Raw genomic sequence first — 16,078 nt, forward strand, 5'->3', positions numbered from 1 at the left:
AATGAAAAAATTTAAAGTAGCCGCTACAGGGGCTTTTTCTAAACTAAATTTATGATATCAATTTAACGTAAAAGAAATTTATGTTCTAGTCAAGGGAGTTTATATTTTTAGATTTTTATTTAGTGAAATTCAATAACATTGTTTTCTAGTCCTAGTAAAGGTGCTTTATGTTGCCATTTCAAGGTAGTTGAACTTTAGCTTATTTATTTCTGTATTTAATCCTATGTGAACTGCTCCTCCTTTGGTTAAAGTACCGGCAATAATTTCATCAGCAAGAGATTGTTTGATTTTCTTGTCAATTATTCTTTCTAGTTCTCTGGCTCCTCTATATTTATCAAATCCTATGTCGGATAGATATTCTTTGGCAGTATCATCTACCGTAATAGTGATATCTTTTTCAGCTAGTTGTTCGGATAAATTAACAAAATATTGACTTATAATTTTATCTATTGCCTCTTCACTTAAAGGGCTAAATTCAATTATTGCATCTAAGCGATTGCGAAATTCTGGAGAAAAGGTACGATTGATGTGTTCATTACTCTCTTTACTATTGTTTACCATTTGCTTTAATTCGCTAAAGCCCATTTTATTTTTATTGAGTGATGCAGCTCCAGCATTAGTAGTTAGTATAACTATACTATTACAGAAATTTACAGCAATACCATTGCTATCAGTTAGTCTTCCATAGTCCATTAATTGCAAGAGAAGATTATGAATATCCGGATGAGCTTTTTCAATTTCATCAAGCAGCACAACAGAATGAGGATGTTTTCTTACTTTGTCTGTAAGCAGTCCGCCTTGATCAAAACCTACATATCCAGGAGGAGAGCCAATAAGACGAGAAACAGAATGCTTTTCCATATATTCTGACATATCAAAACGATGAAGTTCCATACTAAGAGCTTTTGCTAAAGCTTGAGATAGTCTTGTTTTTCCAACTCCGGTAGGACCTGAGAAAAGATAGCAGCCAATTGGTTTTGCGTGGTCACGTAGACCGGCTTTCTCGAGTTTTATAGCGTCTACAAGCTCTTCAATTGCTCTGTCTTGCCCAAATATTTGAGATCTTAATTCATCTTCAAGCCCCTGTATTGTTTCTGATTCATCTTTTGAAATAGTTTTTGGAGGTATATGAACGATTTTAGCAATAATATTTTCAATATCATTTTCAGTTACAGCCGCTTTATCATTTGGATTTTTTTTATTCAGTTTAATGCGCGCTCCAGCTTCGTCCATAACGTCTATAGCTTTATCTGGAAGTCTTTTATCATTTATATATCGATCTGATAATATGACGGCAGCTTCAATAGCATCGTCTTCATATTTAACATTATGGTGGTTTTCATAGAATGATTTTAGTCCTTTTAGCATTTCGATGGCTACTTTGTAAGATGGTTCATCAATCACAACCTTTTGAAATCTTCTCGCTAAGGCTGCATCTTTTTCAAAGTGGTTTTGATATTCTTTAAAAGTTGTGGAACCTATGCAGCGTATTGACCCTCTTGCCAGCATAGGTTTTAATAAATTGCCCGCATCTAAAGAGCTTCCATTATTAGACCCTGCTCCAATAATGGTATGAATTTCATCGATAAATAAAATTGCTGAAGGTAGTTCTTTAATTTTATTTATCACTTGTTTTAATCTCTCTTCGAAGTCTCCTCTATATTTTGTTCCAGCAACCAAGGATCCCATATCTAAAGAATATATAACAGATCCTTTTAAAGCCTTGTTAACTTTTTCTGTGGCTAATAGTGAAGATAGTCCTTCAACGATAGCAGTTTTACCGACTCCTGGTTCCCCTACTATTAAAGGGTTGTTTTTATTGCGTCTGCATAGAACTTCAATCACTCTTTCTATTTCTGTATCTCGACCAATTAAGCTATCAACTTTTTTTGCTAATGCCATTTCATTAAGATTAATACAATATTTGTTTAAAATATTAGTATCGTCATCAATTGACTTTTTTTGGGTTTTATGCTCAATAGTTGATAGATTTATAGAGTCTGACGAATTAATTATGTCTTGTTTTGTATATTTCTCAATAGCTCTAGGAGTAACTTTGTGTTTAGTAAGAAATAAAACCGCATATGAATCTTGTTCAGAAAAAATTTCAGCTAAAATATCAGCTCCGTTTATTTTATGTTTACTAGTTTTGTTAGCATTCATAGAGGCTTTATGAATAACTCTCTGGAATCTAGCAGTAGGCTTACTTTCCTTTATGGTTTTCAAAATCATTGTTTGTAAATCATCGCTTAGAAAATTATCAAGACTTCTAGTAAGAGAGTCTAGATTGACTTTGCACGATAGAAGAGCTTTTCTTGCGTCATTATCTTCAATTAGAGCCATCAGTAAATGCTCTAATGTTGCGTATTCGTGTTTATACTCTTTGGCTAAATTTAAAGCATAGTTCAATGTTGATTCTAGAGTTTTTGATAACATTGTGGTATTTCTTGAATAATAAGTTTGATTGTTTGCAATTGTAACAGCAAGTTATTATCAAAAGGTTAATAAGTAAGATTAATTATGTCTAGAATGGGTTATTTGTTTTGACTTATGAAAGGCTTTATGTGCATCATCTAGGACTTTCAAAGCTTCTTTATCTAATTCCATATTAAAATCAAGTTTTATATCCTTTAGAGCTTCTTTAACCCCATGCTTTATGGCATTGGTAATAAAATTGTTCTGGTTAATTTTTTCCTCTGATTTTCCTTGATTGATTTGATAAATTTCAAATTCCGCAGCATTTCTTAAAAATTTTCTAAAATCTTTTTTATGTTTTTTTTGTAAGATTTCTTCTGCGGTTAAATCTCTCAAATTTTCTATATTTTCACCAATGCCATTTAAAACAGTAAAAACAAAAACTTGCAGCATTTCATTAACAGATTTAATTTTTCTTTTTTTTAAACTTTTAGATACAGCTTTAAATCGGGAGATGAGAATCTTTTGTTGTTCTAAGGTTAATGAGTCAAAGTTAGGGATTTCTTCGACATATTGTGCGAAGAAATTCATCATGTTTTCTAGCATATAAGAGACTTGATTTTCTAAAACTACGGGATCAATAGTTTCAAGATTCTCTATAATATTAGTGATCTTTAATTTTAAGTCGCTATTTCGTGAAGCTAAATCAATTAATCCAGGATCTTCTTTTGTATTGTTGTTCTCAAGGGTGGACATATAAACTCTAGATTGTTCTAACTATTTCCAATATTATTATAGTATGTTTGATTCAAATTTAATAGGGTAATAATGTTTTTACGTTTATTGTTGCTGTTGATTTGTATTTCTTCAATTGCTAGGGCAGATAGTTTTTTACATGTTTCCTTCGATATTACTCGTGAATTATGTAAAGAACTAAATGCTGAGTTTGTAAAAGAATACAATATCAAAACAAAAATTCGCCAATCGCATGGTGGATCTGGCAAGCAAACTTCTTCAATAATTTATGGTCTTCCAGCGGATGTTGTATCTCTTGCCCTGCCATATCATATGGATTTATTGGCAGATAAAGGTTTGGTGGCTAAAAACTGGAGAGATTTATTTCCTAATAATTCTGCTCCATTTACTACGAGTATTGCTTTTTTAGTGCGTAAGGGAAATCCTAAAAATATTCAAGATTGGTCAGATTTAGTAAAGCCAGAGGTCAGTATAATTCCAGCAAATCCTAAGACTTCTGGAGGAGCTTTGTGGAATTATGTGGCTGCTTGGATATATGCAGACAAAGCTTTTGATGGGGATCGGGTATTGATGCAAAATTATATGAAGAGATTTTATCAAAATACGCCGGTATTAGATGCTACTGCTAGAGGTGCTGCTGTTACTTTTATAAAAAGAAAGATGGGTGATGTATTAATCACCTGGGCAAATGAAGCCAAGTATATTGTAGAGAATTTAGATCCTAATTATGAAATTGTTTATCCATCTCTAACAGTTAAAATAGATGTTCCTGTGGCTACTATTATCAACAGTAAAAAGAATTATCAGGAATTAGCGAATAACTATATTAATTTTCTTTTCTCTAAAAAAGGACAAGAGATTATAGCCAAATATTATTATCAGAAATATGATGGATTAGAGCCTGTAAATACCAACATGATAGATGTAGAGGACTATGTTAATTGGAAAGAGTTTAAAAATAAGCATTTTTCAGAAGGTGGAATATTTGATCAGATTTATCAGTAGCACAACAATCTTAATCTTTCTTTAATAATATGTTATTATGCTAGATGAAGTTATATTAGTAATGAGGGTTGATATAATGGTTGGTAATAAAGTGGGTGCTGAGTTAGATTATAGCCATTCCAAAGTATGGGATAGAATTGGTAAGGCAGCAATAGAAGATATTAAAGATGACGAATTAATTGCCACAGAAAGCAATAAAGACTCTCCCATAAATAGATTGTTCCACGAGTTAAATAGTTCTCCTGACAAGCATTCTGCTTTATTAAAAAAGGCTAATATTAATTTAGAAAATATAAAAATAGATTCAGGTTCAAATAGTGAAAATCTAGCTTTAGATGGGGTAATTGGGAAAGTAATTGCCGAGAAAAGAGCTGAGAGTTGGGTAGGTGGAAAAGGCCCTAATCTTGAAGGAATAAAAGGCAAAAGGAAAATAGAAGAAGAGACAGAAAGGTTTTGGGAAAATGAGCGCAAAGTATTAAAGGAAAATATTTTAGCGGACTATGAACAATTGAAGAAGGATATTAAATCTGGAAAGGTAAAAGTTAAAGGCGTTCATCCAAAAGAGAATGTTGTGGGTAGGGCCGTGAGTACCATTAGAAGATGCTTGGGAGCTATTCCTGTTATTAATAATAAAGTTGGTATAGATCTATCTGAGGATAGCATAGGTTCAAACTCTACAACAAATACTGTAAATTCAAGCCTTTCCGAAGAAGTGGATAAAAAACACAGAGAAAAGCCTAAAGTTAGTAGGCCTCCATCTTATCGTTCTCCTCCAGGCAGAGGAAGGAAATATGGTAGAATGTAGTTTTATCCAAACCTTCCAGTTATATAATCTTGAGTTTGTTTAGATTTTGGATTAGTAAAAATTTGCTCAGTCTTACCATATTCAATGATTCTTCCTAAATGGAAAAAGGCAGTATACTGTGAAATGCGAGCTGCTTGCTGCATAGAATGAGTAACTATTATAATAGTATAGTTATGCTTTAGTTCATCGATTAATCTTTCAATTTTTGCAGTGGCAATTGGGTCTAAAGCTGAGCAGGGCTCGTCCATTAAAATTACATCAGGATTTATTGCTATAGCTCTTGCTATGCACAATCTTTGTTGTTGACCTCCTGAAAGTGCTGTGGCTAAACTATCTAAGCGATCTTTTACTTCTTCAAATAGTCCGGCTTTGGTAAGACTTTCTTCAACAATTAAATCTTGAGATTTTTTAGTTGTAGCCATTCCATGAATTTTGGGAGCATAAATGATATTGTCATAGATTGATTTAGGAAAAGGATTTGGTTTTTGAAATACCATTCCAACAGAGGTTCTGAGTTTAACCACATCAATAGATTTGTCATTAATATCACGGCCATTAATTAGCAATCTTCCACTGACTCTACAATTTGGAATAGTGTCGTTCATACGATTTATGCAGCGCAGGAAAGAAGACTTTCCACAACCAGAAGGACCTATAAAGGAGGTAACTTTATTAGTTCTTATATTAATATTTATATCAAATAAAGCTTGTTTATCATCATAATATAGATCTAGATTACGAGTTGATATTTTAGTATCTTTCATTGATTACCACCGATGTTCATATTTTTTGCGAATATATACCGCAATCATATTAATAATAACTAGGATAGCCAGTAATATCAATATTGCTGCAGCGGTTTTTGCTTGGAATCCTCTCTCTGGGCTGCTGGCCCATAGGAAAATTTGAACTGGCATTACAGTGGCTGGATCAAATATGGTGTGAGGGATGTCAACTATAAAAGCTATCATGCCAATGAGGATTAAAGGAGCTGTTTCTCCAATTGCCCTAGCAATACTTAAAATTACCCCGGTCATTATTCCTGGGATTGCTAAGGGTAAAGTGTGATGGAGAATAACTTGCATTTTTGTTGCACCTAAAGCAAGGGCTGCGTGCTTTATATTTGTTGGAATTGTTTGAAGGGCTTGTCTAGTGGTTATAATGATTAAAGGCAGAATCATCATTGCTAAGGTAATGCCAGCGGTAATAGATGAAGATCTAGGTAATCCTATGCTGTTGATAAGAACTGCCAATCCTAATAGTCCAAAAACTATTGAAGGCACGGCGGCTAAGTTGTTAATATTGATTTCAATTAATGAAGTAATGATGTTTTTATGAGCGAATTCTTCAAGGTATATTGCTGTACAAACAGCTATTGGAAAAGCAATTATAATACAAATTAATATTGTATAAATGGATCCTATAATACTAGTAGACATTCCTGCAAGCTCTGATTCACGTGATTCCTTGCCAATAAGAAAATTGTAATTAAACTGTTCTTTGATTTTCAATCTATTAACAATGCTTTGTTCAAATTCATCAAAATTATAGAAAGAATTATTTATTTTAGCTGAGGCTGTTAACAATACGCTTCCTTTTAAGTTTCCTTCTTGAGCTAAGTTTACGATTTCTTCTTGAGCTGATATGCTAAAAAAGTCTAAGTAGTCCTTAGAGGGGGAAACATATTTTATTAAAAAATTTATTGCTTCTTCTTCGTTAGTGAATTTATGCTGATTAGTGTTTTTAGGGAAATCTATTTTGATTTTATAAATTGTAAATGCTGGAATAGATTTAATAATAATTGATCCAAATAATATGGAGAGAACTATACAAGAAACTATAACTGCGGCTTTTCCTAAGTTTTTTAAAATATGATCAAATCTATAGCGATTTCTAACAAATTTTGTATTACTCATATCTTTTTCTATTCCTTTTAATAATAATTAAGGCCCAAATATTTAGGAATAAAGTTATAATAAATAGAGCTAAGGCTAGAGCGAATGCGGATAATGTCTTAGGGCTATCAAATTCTTGATCTCCTACTAATAATGCTACAATTTGAGCAGTGAATGTAGTCACTGCTTCTAGAGGATTAAATGTTAATTTAGCATTTATGCCGGCAGCCATTACAACAATCATAGTTTCACCAATAGCTCTTGAGATGGCTAATAAAACGGCGCTAATTATTCCAGAGGAAGCGGAGGGAAGAACCACTTTTACAATCATTTCGGCTCTAGTAGATCCTAGAGCTAAGGCTGCATCCCTTAAGTTTTGTGGTACTGCGGTGATAGCATCATCACTTAAAGATAATATAAAGGGAGTTATCATGATCCCCATTACTAATCCTGCAGCTAAAGCACTTTCGGTGCTTACTTCTAATCCTAAGGCTTCTCCCATCATTCTAATAGCTGGTCCCATTATAAGAATGGCAAAATAACCATAAACTATGGTAGGGATTCCAGCTAAAATTTCGAGGATTGGTTTGATAATGTCTCTAGTTTTTTTTGTAGTATATTCGGTTAAATAAATTGCGGATAATAATCCTAAAGGAATAGCAATAAACATTGCTATAGCAGTTATTAATAAAGTTCCTGATAGAACAGGAATAACTCCAAAGTTTTGTCCATGATCTTGTGGTGACCATTTAAGTCCTAGCAAAAAATCTTCGATAGGAATTATATTAAAAAATTGGCAGGCTTCAAAAAGAATAGTGAACAAAATTGATAAGGTAAGTAATATAGATACAAGGCTAGCTACGTTTAATATTTTCTTCAAGGTTAATTCAAAATACATTTGAGCTCTAAATTTTCCTCTTAAAGCTGCAAAAATGTATATTACTAATATTGTAGTAATGCTCATTATTGCTAAATACCCATATACCTCATTAACTACGTAGCCAAAATAGGTAAAAATATGCAGTGTGAGTATTGCTAATATTGAAGCGGATAAATTCCAGGTGGCTATATTTATTCCATAATATTCAGGTAAGGAACGTGTTTTTATTCTATAGCGCGAAGAAAGAAAGATTATTCTTTTTTTTGCTATATGGTAGCAAAATAAACTGAATAAAAAGGCACATAGCAAGAGCATATATTATACTTTATATAAATATGTAAATAAGAATTCTTTTGTAAAATTTAGTAGTAAAAACAAGAAGATAGGTGATAAATCTACACCTCCTATAGGAGGAATGATTCTTCTGATCTGTGCCATGGGGGGCTCAAAAATTCTAGAACCAAATTTCATAATTTGTTTTACTAGTGTTTGATATCCATTAATGATCTGGAATCTAATTAACCAACTTAAGATTATCCAGATAATAAAACCTGTGGTATAGAGAGAAATAATGTTAGTAGCTAATATAACAAAGGGGTTTAAATTCATAATTATAATCTTTATCTAAGATGATCATATTAATATTATATATATTTTTTGTCTAAGCTCTAGTTTGAATTAAATATTGGGCGTAAGGAGAGAATGATTTTTCTCTCCTTGTGTTGAAAATGTTTATAATTCAGCGTGATGATCTATATCGCCTGCGTAAGTTATATTGTTGCCATCATTTATGGTAGTATTTAAATCTATAGATTCCGCTTTATGAATAGCTTCTGTTACTGGTATTAATAGTGATTGAATTAATCCATATACAGTAGCTCCAACCTTTGCTCCTCCAATAGCACCTGCAATTACAGCTCCATATATATTTCCTTCTTCAGCTTTTAAATAAGCATGTGCAGCTGCATCAAAAGATTCAATGGCTATGGTAACGGGGCCGTATACTAGTGGGTTATCATTGCAAAAATCGATGGCTCCACAAAGTTCATAACCCGTGGTGCTAATTGCTCCTATTGCTGGGTTTTGTCCAATGACTGAATATTTAAATGCTCCACCAATACCTCCAGATGTCGTTGCTAGCATTATTTTTGATGAAGTGTCATCTATGTTAAAGGCTTTTTTTCCAATTTCATTGATAGTGGTTCTGATATCGTAGCTTATACCAGCTATCATAGAATTATAGACTGCATTTTCTGGAGCAAAGATTAAGTAGGCAGGGAGGTCAATCATTGATGCTTTTTCTATAGAACTTGGTATAGCATCAAATGCTTCTTGTGAAATTTCAGTTGCAGTTATATTTAAGTTTAAAGTTGTAGTAATTGTACTAGTCATTTTTATACTCCTTATTTGGTATAATATTTATTATTTATTGTGTTTTGTAATTTGATTTTCTCTTTTGCCAGCCTTTACGGCGGAGTTTTATGTAATAAATCATTGTTTTCCTCTGTTATAAGTTATAATAAAGACAATCCATATTGATTGAGATTATTTCTATATAAGCTATGTACAATCTTCATATTTGGAAGATTGATAAAAACTTTTTTATTTAAGATTTTTTTGGAAATTAAGCTGAAGGCCAGCGATAATGTGCCTTTCGTGCAGAGCGTAGAACTGTAGACATGAAGATGTCTCCTGAAGTGATATTAAGAGTATTATTTGTGATAACCTGATTTAAAGTTAACATGGACTATTCCTAATAAACATTTATATATTATAAAAATAATTACTGAAATATAATGCAGCTTCCCACAAATGTCAATAGGAAAATGTTCTTTAGGGGATTATTAAGGGTTTTCCAGTAAGACTCTCTATGGTTAGATTTAGTTATTATCTTACATGTGTTCGGTTTTATTTAAGAATTGCAATTTATTTTGATTAGTGTGTATAATGAGGATGTAGCTTGTTAGGGTGCTATAAATTTAAAGTTTAGGAATTATAGGAATTAAAGGGGTAAATTAATTATGCTGTCGAAAAAAATAAAAATTGCAGCTGCGGTTTTATTAAGTCAAACAATGTTGGTAGGTGTGGCATCTGCTGAGCATTCAGAAAATTGGTCATATGTTGGTATAACAGGACCAGATAAATGGAGTGAGCTGGATGCAGCGTTTGAAAAATGTAAGGAAGGGATTAAACAATCCCCAATTAATTTAGAGCAAAAGAAATTAGTTGGTGATAAAGCTCCTATTATATTCCATTATGAGCCATATAAAATTAATTCAAAAACATTTGGGGTTAAAGTGACTTCTAACGCTTCTAATAAGTATATAGAGGTAGGTGGAAAAATTTATAATCTTGTACAATTTCATTTCCATGTGCCTGGTGAGCATTCTATCGATGGTAAGATATCTCCAGCAGAGCTTCACTTTGTTCACCAAGATGACGAGGGTAATTTAGCAGTTGTTGGAGTAATGATTGAAGAAGGAAATTCTAACCCAATGATTAAATATATTGTAAATAGTGCAGGTAATAAACACGAGAAAATTGCTGTAGAGAGTAGTGATCTTACTAATCTATTACCTATGGACAAAAGTTATTTCCATTACATGGGATCTCTTACAACACCACCTTGCACAGAAGGGGTTAATTGGTTTGTGTTAAGAACGTCTATTGAGGCAAGTAAAGAAGAAATTGCATCTTTGTCTAAAATTATGCCAGGTGGCAATGCACGTCCTGTACAACCTTTAAATGATAGAAGTGTAAAGTAACCAAATTTAGAAGGCGCTAAAGATTTATGTTAGAACTAGAAAAGATAATTCCTAAAAAAATTCCTGTCAGACAATTAAGGGTGGCGGAATTAATCAAATCGGTTGTAGCTGAATCTTTAGTGCAAAGAAAAATAGATGCAGAGGTGTTGTTAGAACATTTTATTACTGTGTCTAAGGTGAAGGTTAGTCCTGATCTTCAAAATGCTACGGTGTTTATTACTATCTTTCAATCTAACAATACTAAAGAAATTCTAAAGCAGATAAATAGCTTGGCTCCTAAGTTTAGATCAATAATTAGTAAGAGTATAAAATTAAAAACCATCCCTCAAATTATCTTTCGATATGACGATACTTTAGAACATGTAGAGAAAATAAATTCCCTTTTAGATTCTATAAAAGAAGATTAGTAATTAATGTTTTTCCTCTTGTATTAACTAATAATTAACTATGCTGCTATCATACTATTTCTTATAATTTTTTATTAATTTATAAGGAGTATTGATTTATGACAGAAAGAACAAGTACAGTTAATAGGGTTGAAAGTATTTATTACAACCAAGAATATTATCTCAAGGGAACTGATGCAGGCGATGCGGTTATAACTTATCTTGCAATTGAAACTAAAGAGAGAAGTGATTTATTAGCTCTCAGGGATGCGGTTAATAAATATAAAAATTCTCTTTCGGGCGAATTAACTCTTTATAATGCTGCAAATGAATTGCTTGAAGTAATTGAAGCGGAAATTGTAGGTGATGCCGCTTTGACGGGGATAACCTTACTTGGCGAAGAAACTAAAGCATCTGACTCTTTAACTGAAGGGGTTTCCAGTATTAATGAGGCAGTAGAGACTGCTGTTGGTAAGGATGCGTTGCCGAGTGTTACAATGCTTGGAGTTAAGACAGACGCTGCGTCATCTGTTTCTGGAGAATTTACTGCGGTTAATGGAGCATTAGAGACTGCTGTTGGTAAGGATGCGTTGACTGATATTTCTTTATTTGGAGTGGTTACATCGGCAGCAACCTCTTTGTCTAGTCATATAAATAACCTAGTTGCGGCTTTAAAAGACTCATTAGGTAGTACTAAAATAGCTCCTGAGACTCCTGTAACTGTAATGAGCTGCGCTCGTAATAAAGGGAAATACACCCTAGATAAAGAAATTTATACTACCTCTAATGATGTAACTAAAACAATATTTAATATATTAGAATGTGCTAAATGGGCAGATGCTGGAAGAAGAGATGATCTTTATTTTACTCCTACAGGATTAGCAGATGATTGTACTCCTTTGTTATTAGGCAAAGGTTTTGAAGTATGTGCTCATTACCTACACCCTAATCCATAATTTCATCTATAGCAATGCCTAGGGCCCCTATACACTCGGAGAAAACTAATTCACTTGGAAGAAGAGGGCCGCATCCACTGGTGTCTCCTGTGGTAGTAAAGTAGTGATCTATTGTTTTTTTATTTTCCCAGGTTGCACAATCTAAGAAGGCTTTCATTATACCTAGAGTAGATGTGGCCCCTTGAGCTATTACATCTCCTAGCTCATAAACTTTATTAATACGTTTGCAGCTGATGATCACTTTAGGCTCTCCAGATATGGTATATGAAGAAGTTCCCAATGTGTTGAGGGCGGTATTTGCTTTGGTATCAATATCATTAATCTCTGCAGCTTCTGCTTTATTAGAAATTTGTAATATCTTATAGACATTCTTTATATTTTTATCTAACTCTTTTAACTCAGACTCTGTGATTTTATCAGTTGCTTTTAGATCTTCTATATCTTGCGACATGGAGTTCATATCATTCCCCATGGAGCTTATGGAGTCGTCATGGCTTTTTAGTTTTGCATCTCTAGCACCATCTTTAGCATGTATATCAGCTATATTATCTGATAGTAAATTTACAGATTCAAGCATGTTTGTACCTGGTTGATCAACGGAAGTTGTTGATTTACCAGTAGTAGGAGGTGGGGTATAGCCAACAAAGGTTTGTATCTTTGCTAGATCAGAACTACTTTTTGAGATGAGGGAGCCAGGAGTTGGTATGCCTTTTGATGATGCTGTTGCGATAAAATCTTTTTTGATAAGCTTCTCTAGTTTTGCTAGCACCTCTTCGCTGGATGAACTTTCTTGAATGTAACTTCTTGCTGTATTTTTAGAAGTTTCTTTCTTTAGTACAGCATTTATACCATTATTAAAATATGTAATTTCTTCGCTGGTTAATGGCATATATGTTCTACTCGACTTAAAATTTCATTTTCAATCCAAAGGTTAATACGTGGTCTGCAAGATGGGCATGAATAGGAGATAAGTTATATTTAACTCCGTTATCATCTAAATAATATGGTTGAGTTTTTATTTCTCCTCTATTAACAAACATATATTCTAATTCTGTTATAATTATTGGTGTTGCTTTAAAGTTCACTCCAAATCCAGCGTTCCAAGTAAAGTTATTAGTGGTTTCTCCAGGATAATATGAGTTAGATTCAGTTTCTGTATCGTAAATTGTATAAGTGTAAGATTGATTATAAGCCATGCCGATACCGCCTCTTAAATAAGGAGTGGCTCTAGAATCTGTCATTATATCTACAGAAAGATTCAGCATTAATGTATCACTTTCTGTTGACCAAGAGGTTGGGTTATCAGTTTCTCCAGGAGAGGAGTCTTGGGTGGTATTTTTGCCTCTATGCATATATTCCAAATCTACAGAGAGCATTTTATGAAATTTTATTCCTATAAGAGCCCCGGCTGCACTGGTTGGTTCTCCTGTGTCTAAACCAGTATTTCCATATAAAGGAGTTGGTTGAACAATGCCAGCTTTTACGCCAGCAAATTTATATGGAGTGAATTCTTTAGGATTGGTAGCATTAGCTATTATTGTATTTAACATACAAATATAAATAACAATAAAAAAACTTATGGAGCTGTAACCTAATATTCTCATTTTATTTCACTAATTATCTTTATAATAAGACTATCAGCATCACTTTGGTGAAGCAAGATGTGTTTAATTATAAGGATAATTCTGGTTGTAGTTTTTTTATGGTGTAGATTTTAATATTGGTTTGACTCATGAATAACTATAGTTTATGATCATGGATCACAATTACTGGGTTTATTATTTTTAAAATGATAGAATTTTCTACTGTTACAATTATCAAATCTCTTCGAAAGGGCCTTTTACGGGCAGCTTAATATATATTCTTTTCACTCTCAGTTCAGCGTTTTGCTTTTTATAAAATAATTAATGGATTTAAAATTATGTCTAATAGAATTGGTTTTTGGTCAGTTTTGGCTTTAGTAGTTGGAAGTCAGATTGGTTCAGGTGTCTTTATGTCTCCGGCAAATTTGGCCCCTTTTGGAATCTATAGCATTTGTGGTTGGGTTGCTTCAGCCATTGGAGCTATAGCTTTGGCTATGGTATTTGCTTCTCTTTGTGCACGTTTTCCTAAAACAGGTGGACCGCATGTTTATATTGAAAAATTATTTGGCAGAGACATTGCATTTCTTTCCGGTTGGACTTATTGGGTGGTTTCTTGGGTGAGTACAACAGCAGTGATAGTTGCAGCTATAGGATATCTTTCTCCTTTAATAAATAGCCAAGATACTATGGTTTATTTGGTATTAGAAATATTATTAGTGTTATTAATGGGGTTTTTGAATTTATTTGGAGTGAGTGTTGCAGGTAGAGCAGAAACATTGTTTACCTTATTAAAGTTTCTTCCTCTTTTTATAGTTCCTGTTATTGCTATTTGGTATTTTGATTTAAGTAATTTTCAAGTTAGCGGTGAAATTGCAGCCCAGAATGTTTCAACAAGCATTGCTCAAGCATCATTATTAACGTTATGGGGATTTATAGGGCTAGAATCAGCCACTACTCCAGCAGGTTCTGTAGAGAACGCCAAAAAAACTATTCCAATAGCGGTTGTTACAGGAACCATTATTGTAGCTCTGATTTATATTTTTAATAGCGTTGCTATTATGGGCTTGATACCAGGTTCAGAACTACAAGAATCTTCGGCTCCTTATGTGGATGTGGCAAGATATATTTTTGGAGGTCAATGGCATATATGGGTTTCAATAGCCGCATCCATTGTTTGCATTGGAACAATAAACGCTTGGATTTTAACATCAGGACAAATATCTTTGGGACTTGCTCAAGATAAAATGATGCCGAAGCTATTTTCTAATGTTAATTCATGGAAAGCACCTTATGCGAGTATTATAATTAGTTGTTTGGGAATAGTGCCATTATTGATTCTAACGGCTAATAAAAATATTGCAGGACAAGTGGCAATAGTAATAGATTTTTCGGTAACTTCATTTCTATTTATATATATATTATGTAGTATAGTGCATTTAGTTCTTTCATGGCGTGAATCAAGTGGAGTGCTAAGTATTATTACAGGTATAGTGGCAATTATTTTCTGTGGATGGATTATTGCAGAAACTTCGCTAGATACTTTGTTAATTAGTGCTTTATTTACAGTTAGTGGAATCCCCCTGTATTTTCTTTGGTATAGAAAGATTCATACTGTTAATTAATTATTAGTCTTTATGTTTTAAGCTTAAATTGATACCTAGAATGGATAATAATCAATATGGCAGATTTAGATAAAGAAAAAAATATAAAATTTAAAGGCAAAGGTAAAGTACTTGCTGGTATGGCAATGATGGTTGCTGCTCCTATAACTAGTTTTGTGGGTATGATTTCAATGGGGTTTGGTGCAACAGTTGGTATAATTGGAGGCATTGGAGGCAAAGCTATATCTTGGTGTTGTTCTGATCCAAATAATAAGGCTTATTGGCAACAAAAAAGTAAGAAAGCAAGGTCTTGGGGAACTAAGGCATTTTTAGGAGGAGCCCCCTTCTTTATTTCTCCTTTGATTGCTGGAATGGCAATAGTAGGTGAAGGGCTATATAATCAAACAGGAAAAAATGAATATGGTTTAATGCCCTCTCTTAGGGCTGTTGCTAGACTCACAAGTGGGGGGTTGCCTCAACCTGGAGATCCTGTTTTATCTCAAGAACCATCCCTTCCAAATCAGCAAAGTAATGCACAGCATCCACCTCTTAATCAATTTCAGCCTGTTAAATCTATTAGCAATATGAGTTCAATAGTAAACGCTCCAAGTTTTAAGGAGGCACAGACTGCATATAAAGAGGAGCTTGGTAAGACTAGTGAAGATCAAAGATATGTTATGGGAGAGCCACAAGCTTGTGGTAATGGAAATTATAAGGCAGTTTTTGTACCACCTGAATATAAAGGGAAGGTAAAGGAGTGTCCTAAAGAGTTGCAAGTAGAACAAATTTTTAATAAAGATATGGAAGTTATAGGAATTGAAGCAGGGGCTAACGCTACATGTATTTCTCCCCCTATCAGAAAGAGTAAATCTGAATGGGGAATGAAAAAATATGAGAATGGCGTTTCAATAAGTGGAGGGCCGCCTCAATTAGTTCAGAATATGAGAGGGGGTTTAGTTCAAGAATCTTCCCATCATCCCCCACCCCCACCAAATGTAAAAGAAAGGCGGCAACAACATAGTATAAGATAA

General features: G+C 33.4%; 16 protein-coding genes. 7 read left to right on the top strand and 9 right to left on the bottom strand.

The features are described from left to right. Positions 1 to 165 precede the first annotated feature (165 nt). A complete protein-coding gene (locus tag N4A31_01110) occupies positions 166 to 2,436 on the bottom strand; it encodes an AAA family ATPase (GenBank protein ID MCT4634832.1) in 2,271 nt (756 codons plus the stop codon). Between the two features lie 78 nt (positions 2,437 to 2,514). Then, complete coding sequence (locus N4A31_01115; GenBank protein ID MCT4634833.1) at positions 2,515 to 3,171, bottom strand: hypothetical protein; 657 nt, start codon at positions 3,169 to 3,171, stop codon at positions 2,515 to 2,517. Between the two features lie 72 nt (positions 3,172 to 3,243). Here N4A31_01115 and N4A31_01120 point away from each other — a divergent pair, with 72 nt between their 5' ends. Beyond that, positions 3,244 to 4,176: a sulfate ABC transporter substrate-binding protein gene (locus tag N4A31_01120; GenBank protein ID MCT4634834.1), complete on the top strand. Its 933-nt coding sequence runs from the start codon at positions 3,244 to 3,246 to the stop codon at positions 4,174 to 4,176. 37 nt (positions 4,177 to 4,213) lie between these two features. After that, the gene (locus tag N4A31_01125; protein ID MCT4634835.1) at positions 4,214 to 4,981 is read left to right on the top strand and encodes a hypothetical protein; all 768 of its coding nucleotides are present in this window, start codon (positions 4,214 to 4,216) and stop codon (positions 4,979 to 4,981) included. 2 nt (positions 4,982 to 4,983) lie between these two features. Here N4A31_01125 and pstB read toward each other — a convergent pair whose 3' ends face one another. From pstB to N4A31_01150, 5 genes are all read right to left on the bottom strand, one after another. Then, complete coding sequence (gene pstB, locus N4A31_01130; GenBank protein MCT4634836.1) at positions 4,984 to 5,745, bottom strand: phosphate ABC transporter ATP-binding protein PstB; 762 nt, start codon at positions 5,743 to 5,745, stop codon at positions 4,984 to 4,986. 3 nt (positions 5,746 to 5,748) lie between these two features. Next, the gene (gene pstA / locus N4A31_01135) at positions 5,749 to 6,897 is read right to left on the bottom strand and encodes a phosphate ABC transporter permease PstA (GenBank protein ID MCT4634837.1); all 1,149 of its coding nucleotides are present in this window, start codon (positions 6,895 to 6,897) and stop codon (positions 5,749 to 5,751) included. Further along, positions 6,890 to 8,071 carry a phosphate ABC transporter permease subunit PstC gene (gene pstC, locus N4A31_01140; GenBank protein MCT4634838.1) on the bottom strand — a complete coding sequence of 394 codons (1,182 nt, stop codon included), beginning with the start codon at positions 8,069 to 8,071 and terminating at the stop codon, positions 6,890 to 6,892. Before pstC ends, pstA begins: the two co-directional genes overlap by 8 nt. 3 nt (positions 8,072 to 8,074) lie before the next feature. After that, positions 8,075 to 8,365: a YggT family protein gene (locus N4A31_01145; protein ID MCT4634839.1), complete on the bottom strand. Its 291-nt coding sequence runs from the start codon at positions 8,363 to 8,365 to the stop codon at positions 8,075 to 8,077. 123 nt (positions 8,366 to 8,488) lie between these two features. Then, entirely contained in the window at positions 8,489 to 9,148 is a 660-nt protein-coding gene (locus N4A31_01150; GenBank protein MCT4634840.1) for a hypothetical protein, read from the bottom strand. Positions 9,149 to 9,777: 629 nt separating this feature from the next. On the opposite strand from N4A31_01150, the gene N4A31_01155 reads away from it, so the two are divergent. The 3 genes from N4A31_01155 (at position 9,778) to N4A31_01165 (ending at position 11,863) form a co-directional block, all read left to right on the top strand. After that, entirely contained in the window at positions 9,778 to 10,521 is a 744-nt protein-coding gene (locus N4A31_01155; GenBank protein ID MCT4634841.1) for a carbonic anhydrase family protein, read from the top strand. Between the two features lie 26 nt (positions 10,522 to 10,547). Continuing rightward, positions 10,548 to 10,928, top strand: a complete 381-nt coding sequence (rbfA, locus tag N4A31_01160; protein ID MCT4634842.1) for a 30S ribosome-binding factor RbfA — start codon at positions 10,548 to 10,550, stop codon at positions 10,926 to 10,928. Between the two features lie 98 nt (positions 10,929 to 11,026). Next, positions 11,027 to 11,863: a hypothetical protein gene (locus N4A31_01165; protein ID MCT4634843.1), complete on the top strand. Its 837-nt coding sequence runs from the start codon at positions 11,027 to 11,029 to the stop codon at positions 11,861 to 11,863. Here the strand turns inward: N4A31_01165 and N4A31_01170 are convergent. Both N4A31_01170 and N4A31_01175 read right to left on the bottom strand, forming a co-directional pair. Further along, on the bottom strand, positions 11,853 to 12,752 hold the full coding sequence (locus tag N4A31_01170) for a hypothetical protein (GenBank protein MCT4634844.1): 900 nt from the start codon (positions 12,750 to 12,752) through the stop codon (positions 11,853 to 11,855). The genes N4A31_01165 and N4A31_01170 overlap by 11 nt on opposite strands. 16 nt (positions 12,753 to 12,768) lie before the next feature. After that, positions 12,769 to 13,467, bottom strand: coding sequence for an outer membrane beta-barrel protein (locus N4A31_01175; protein MCT4634845.1), 699 nt, complete (start codon positions 13,465 to 13,467; stop codon positions 12,769 to 12,771). 317 nt (positions 13,468 to 13,784) lie between these two features. Between N4A31_01175 and N4A31_01180 the strand changes: the two genes are divergently transcribed. After that, a complete protein-coding gene (locus N4A31_01180; protein ID MCT4634846.1) occupies positions 13,785 to 15,068 on the top strand; it encodes an amino acid permease in 1,284 nt (427 codons plus the stop codon). A gap of 56 nt (positions 15,069 to 15,124) precedes the next feature. Then, on the top strand, positions 15,125 to 16,078 hold the full coding sequence (locus N4A31_01185; GenBank protein ID MCT4634847.1) for a hypothetical protein: 954 nt from the start codon (positions 15,125 to 15,127) through the stop codon (positions 16,076 to 16,078).

Source organism: Rickettsiales bacterium, from assembly GCA_025210695.1.
GTDB lineage: Bacteria > Pseudomonadota > Alphaproteobacteria > Rickettsiales > CANDYO01 > CANDYO01.

What these genes read in the sequence shown, in the direction of transcription:
- rbfA (MCT4634842.1), top strand. Translation starts at nt 10,548, where the DNA reads ATGTTAGAACTAGAAAAGATAATTCCTAAAAAAATTCCTGTCAGACAA.
- pstC (MCT4634838.1), bottom strand. Translation starts at nt 8,071, where the DNA reads ATGCTCTTGCTATGTGCCTTTTTATTCAGTTTATTTTGCTACCATATA.
- pstB (MCT4634836.1), bottom strand. Translation starts at nt 5,745, where the DNA reads ATGAAAGATACTAAAATATCAACTCGTAATCTAGATCTATATTATGAT.
- N4A31_01125 (MCT4634835.1), top strand. Translation starts at nt 4,214, where the DNA reads ATGCTAGATGAAGTTATATTAGTAATGAGGGTTGATATAATGGTTGGT.
- N4A31_01170 (MCT4634844.1), bottom strand. Translation starts at nt 12,752, where the DNA reads ATGCCATTAACCAGCGAAGAAATTACATATTTTAATAATGGTATAAAT.
- N4A31_01175 (MCT4634845.1), bottom strand. Translation starts at nt 13,467, where the DNA reads ATGAGAATATTAGGTTACAGCTCCATAAGTTTTTTTATTGTTATTTAT.
- pstA (MCT4634837.1), bottom strand. Translation starts at nt 6,897, where the DNA reads ATGAGTAATACAAAATTTGTTAGAAATCGCTATAGATTTGATCATATT.
- N4A31_01115 (MCT4634833.1), bottom strand. Translation starts at nt 3,171, where the DNA reads ATGTCCACCCTTGAGAACAACAATACAAAAGAAGATCCTGGATTAATT.
- N4A31_01165 (MCT4634843.1), top strand. Translation starts at nt 11,027, where the DNA reads ATGACAGAAAGAACAAGTACAGTTAATAGGGTTGAAAGTATTTATTAC.
- N4A31_01185 (MCT4634847.1), top strand. Translation starts at nt 15,125, where the DNA reads ATGGCAGATTTAGATAAAGAAAAAAATATAAAATTTAAAGGCAAAGGT.
- N4A31_01120 (MCT4634834.1), top strand. Translation starts at nt 3,244, where the DNA reads ATGTTTTTACGTTTATTGTTGCTGTTGATTTGTATTTCTTCAATTGCT.
- N4A31_01155 (MCT4634841.1), top strand. Translation starts at nt 9,778, where the DNA reads ATGCTGTCGAAAAAAATAAAAATTGCAGCTGCGGTTTTATTAAGTCAA.
- N4A31_01110 (MCT4634832.1), bottom strand. Translation starts at nt 2,436, where the DNA reads ATGTTATCAAAAACTCTAGAATCAACATTGAACTATGCTTTAAATTTA.
- N4A31_01180 (MCT4634846.1), top strand. Translation starts at nt 13,785, where the DNA reads ATGTCTAATAGAATTGGTTTTTGGTCAGTTTTGGCTTTAGTAGTTGGA.
- N4A31_01145 (MCT4634839.1), bottom strand. Translation starts at nt 8,365, where the DNA reads ATGAATTTAAACCCCTTTGTTATATTAGCTACTAACATTATTTCTCTC.
- N4A31_01150 (MCT4634840.1), bottom strand. Translation starts at nt 9,148, where the DNA reads ATGACTAGTACAATTACTACAACTTTAAACTTAAATATAACTGCAACT.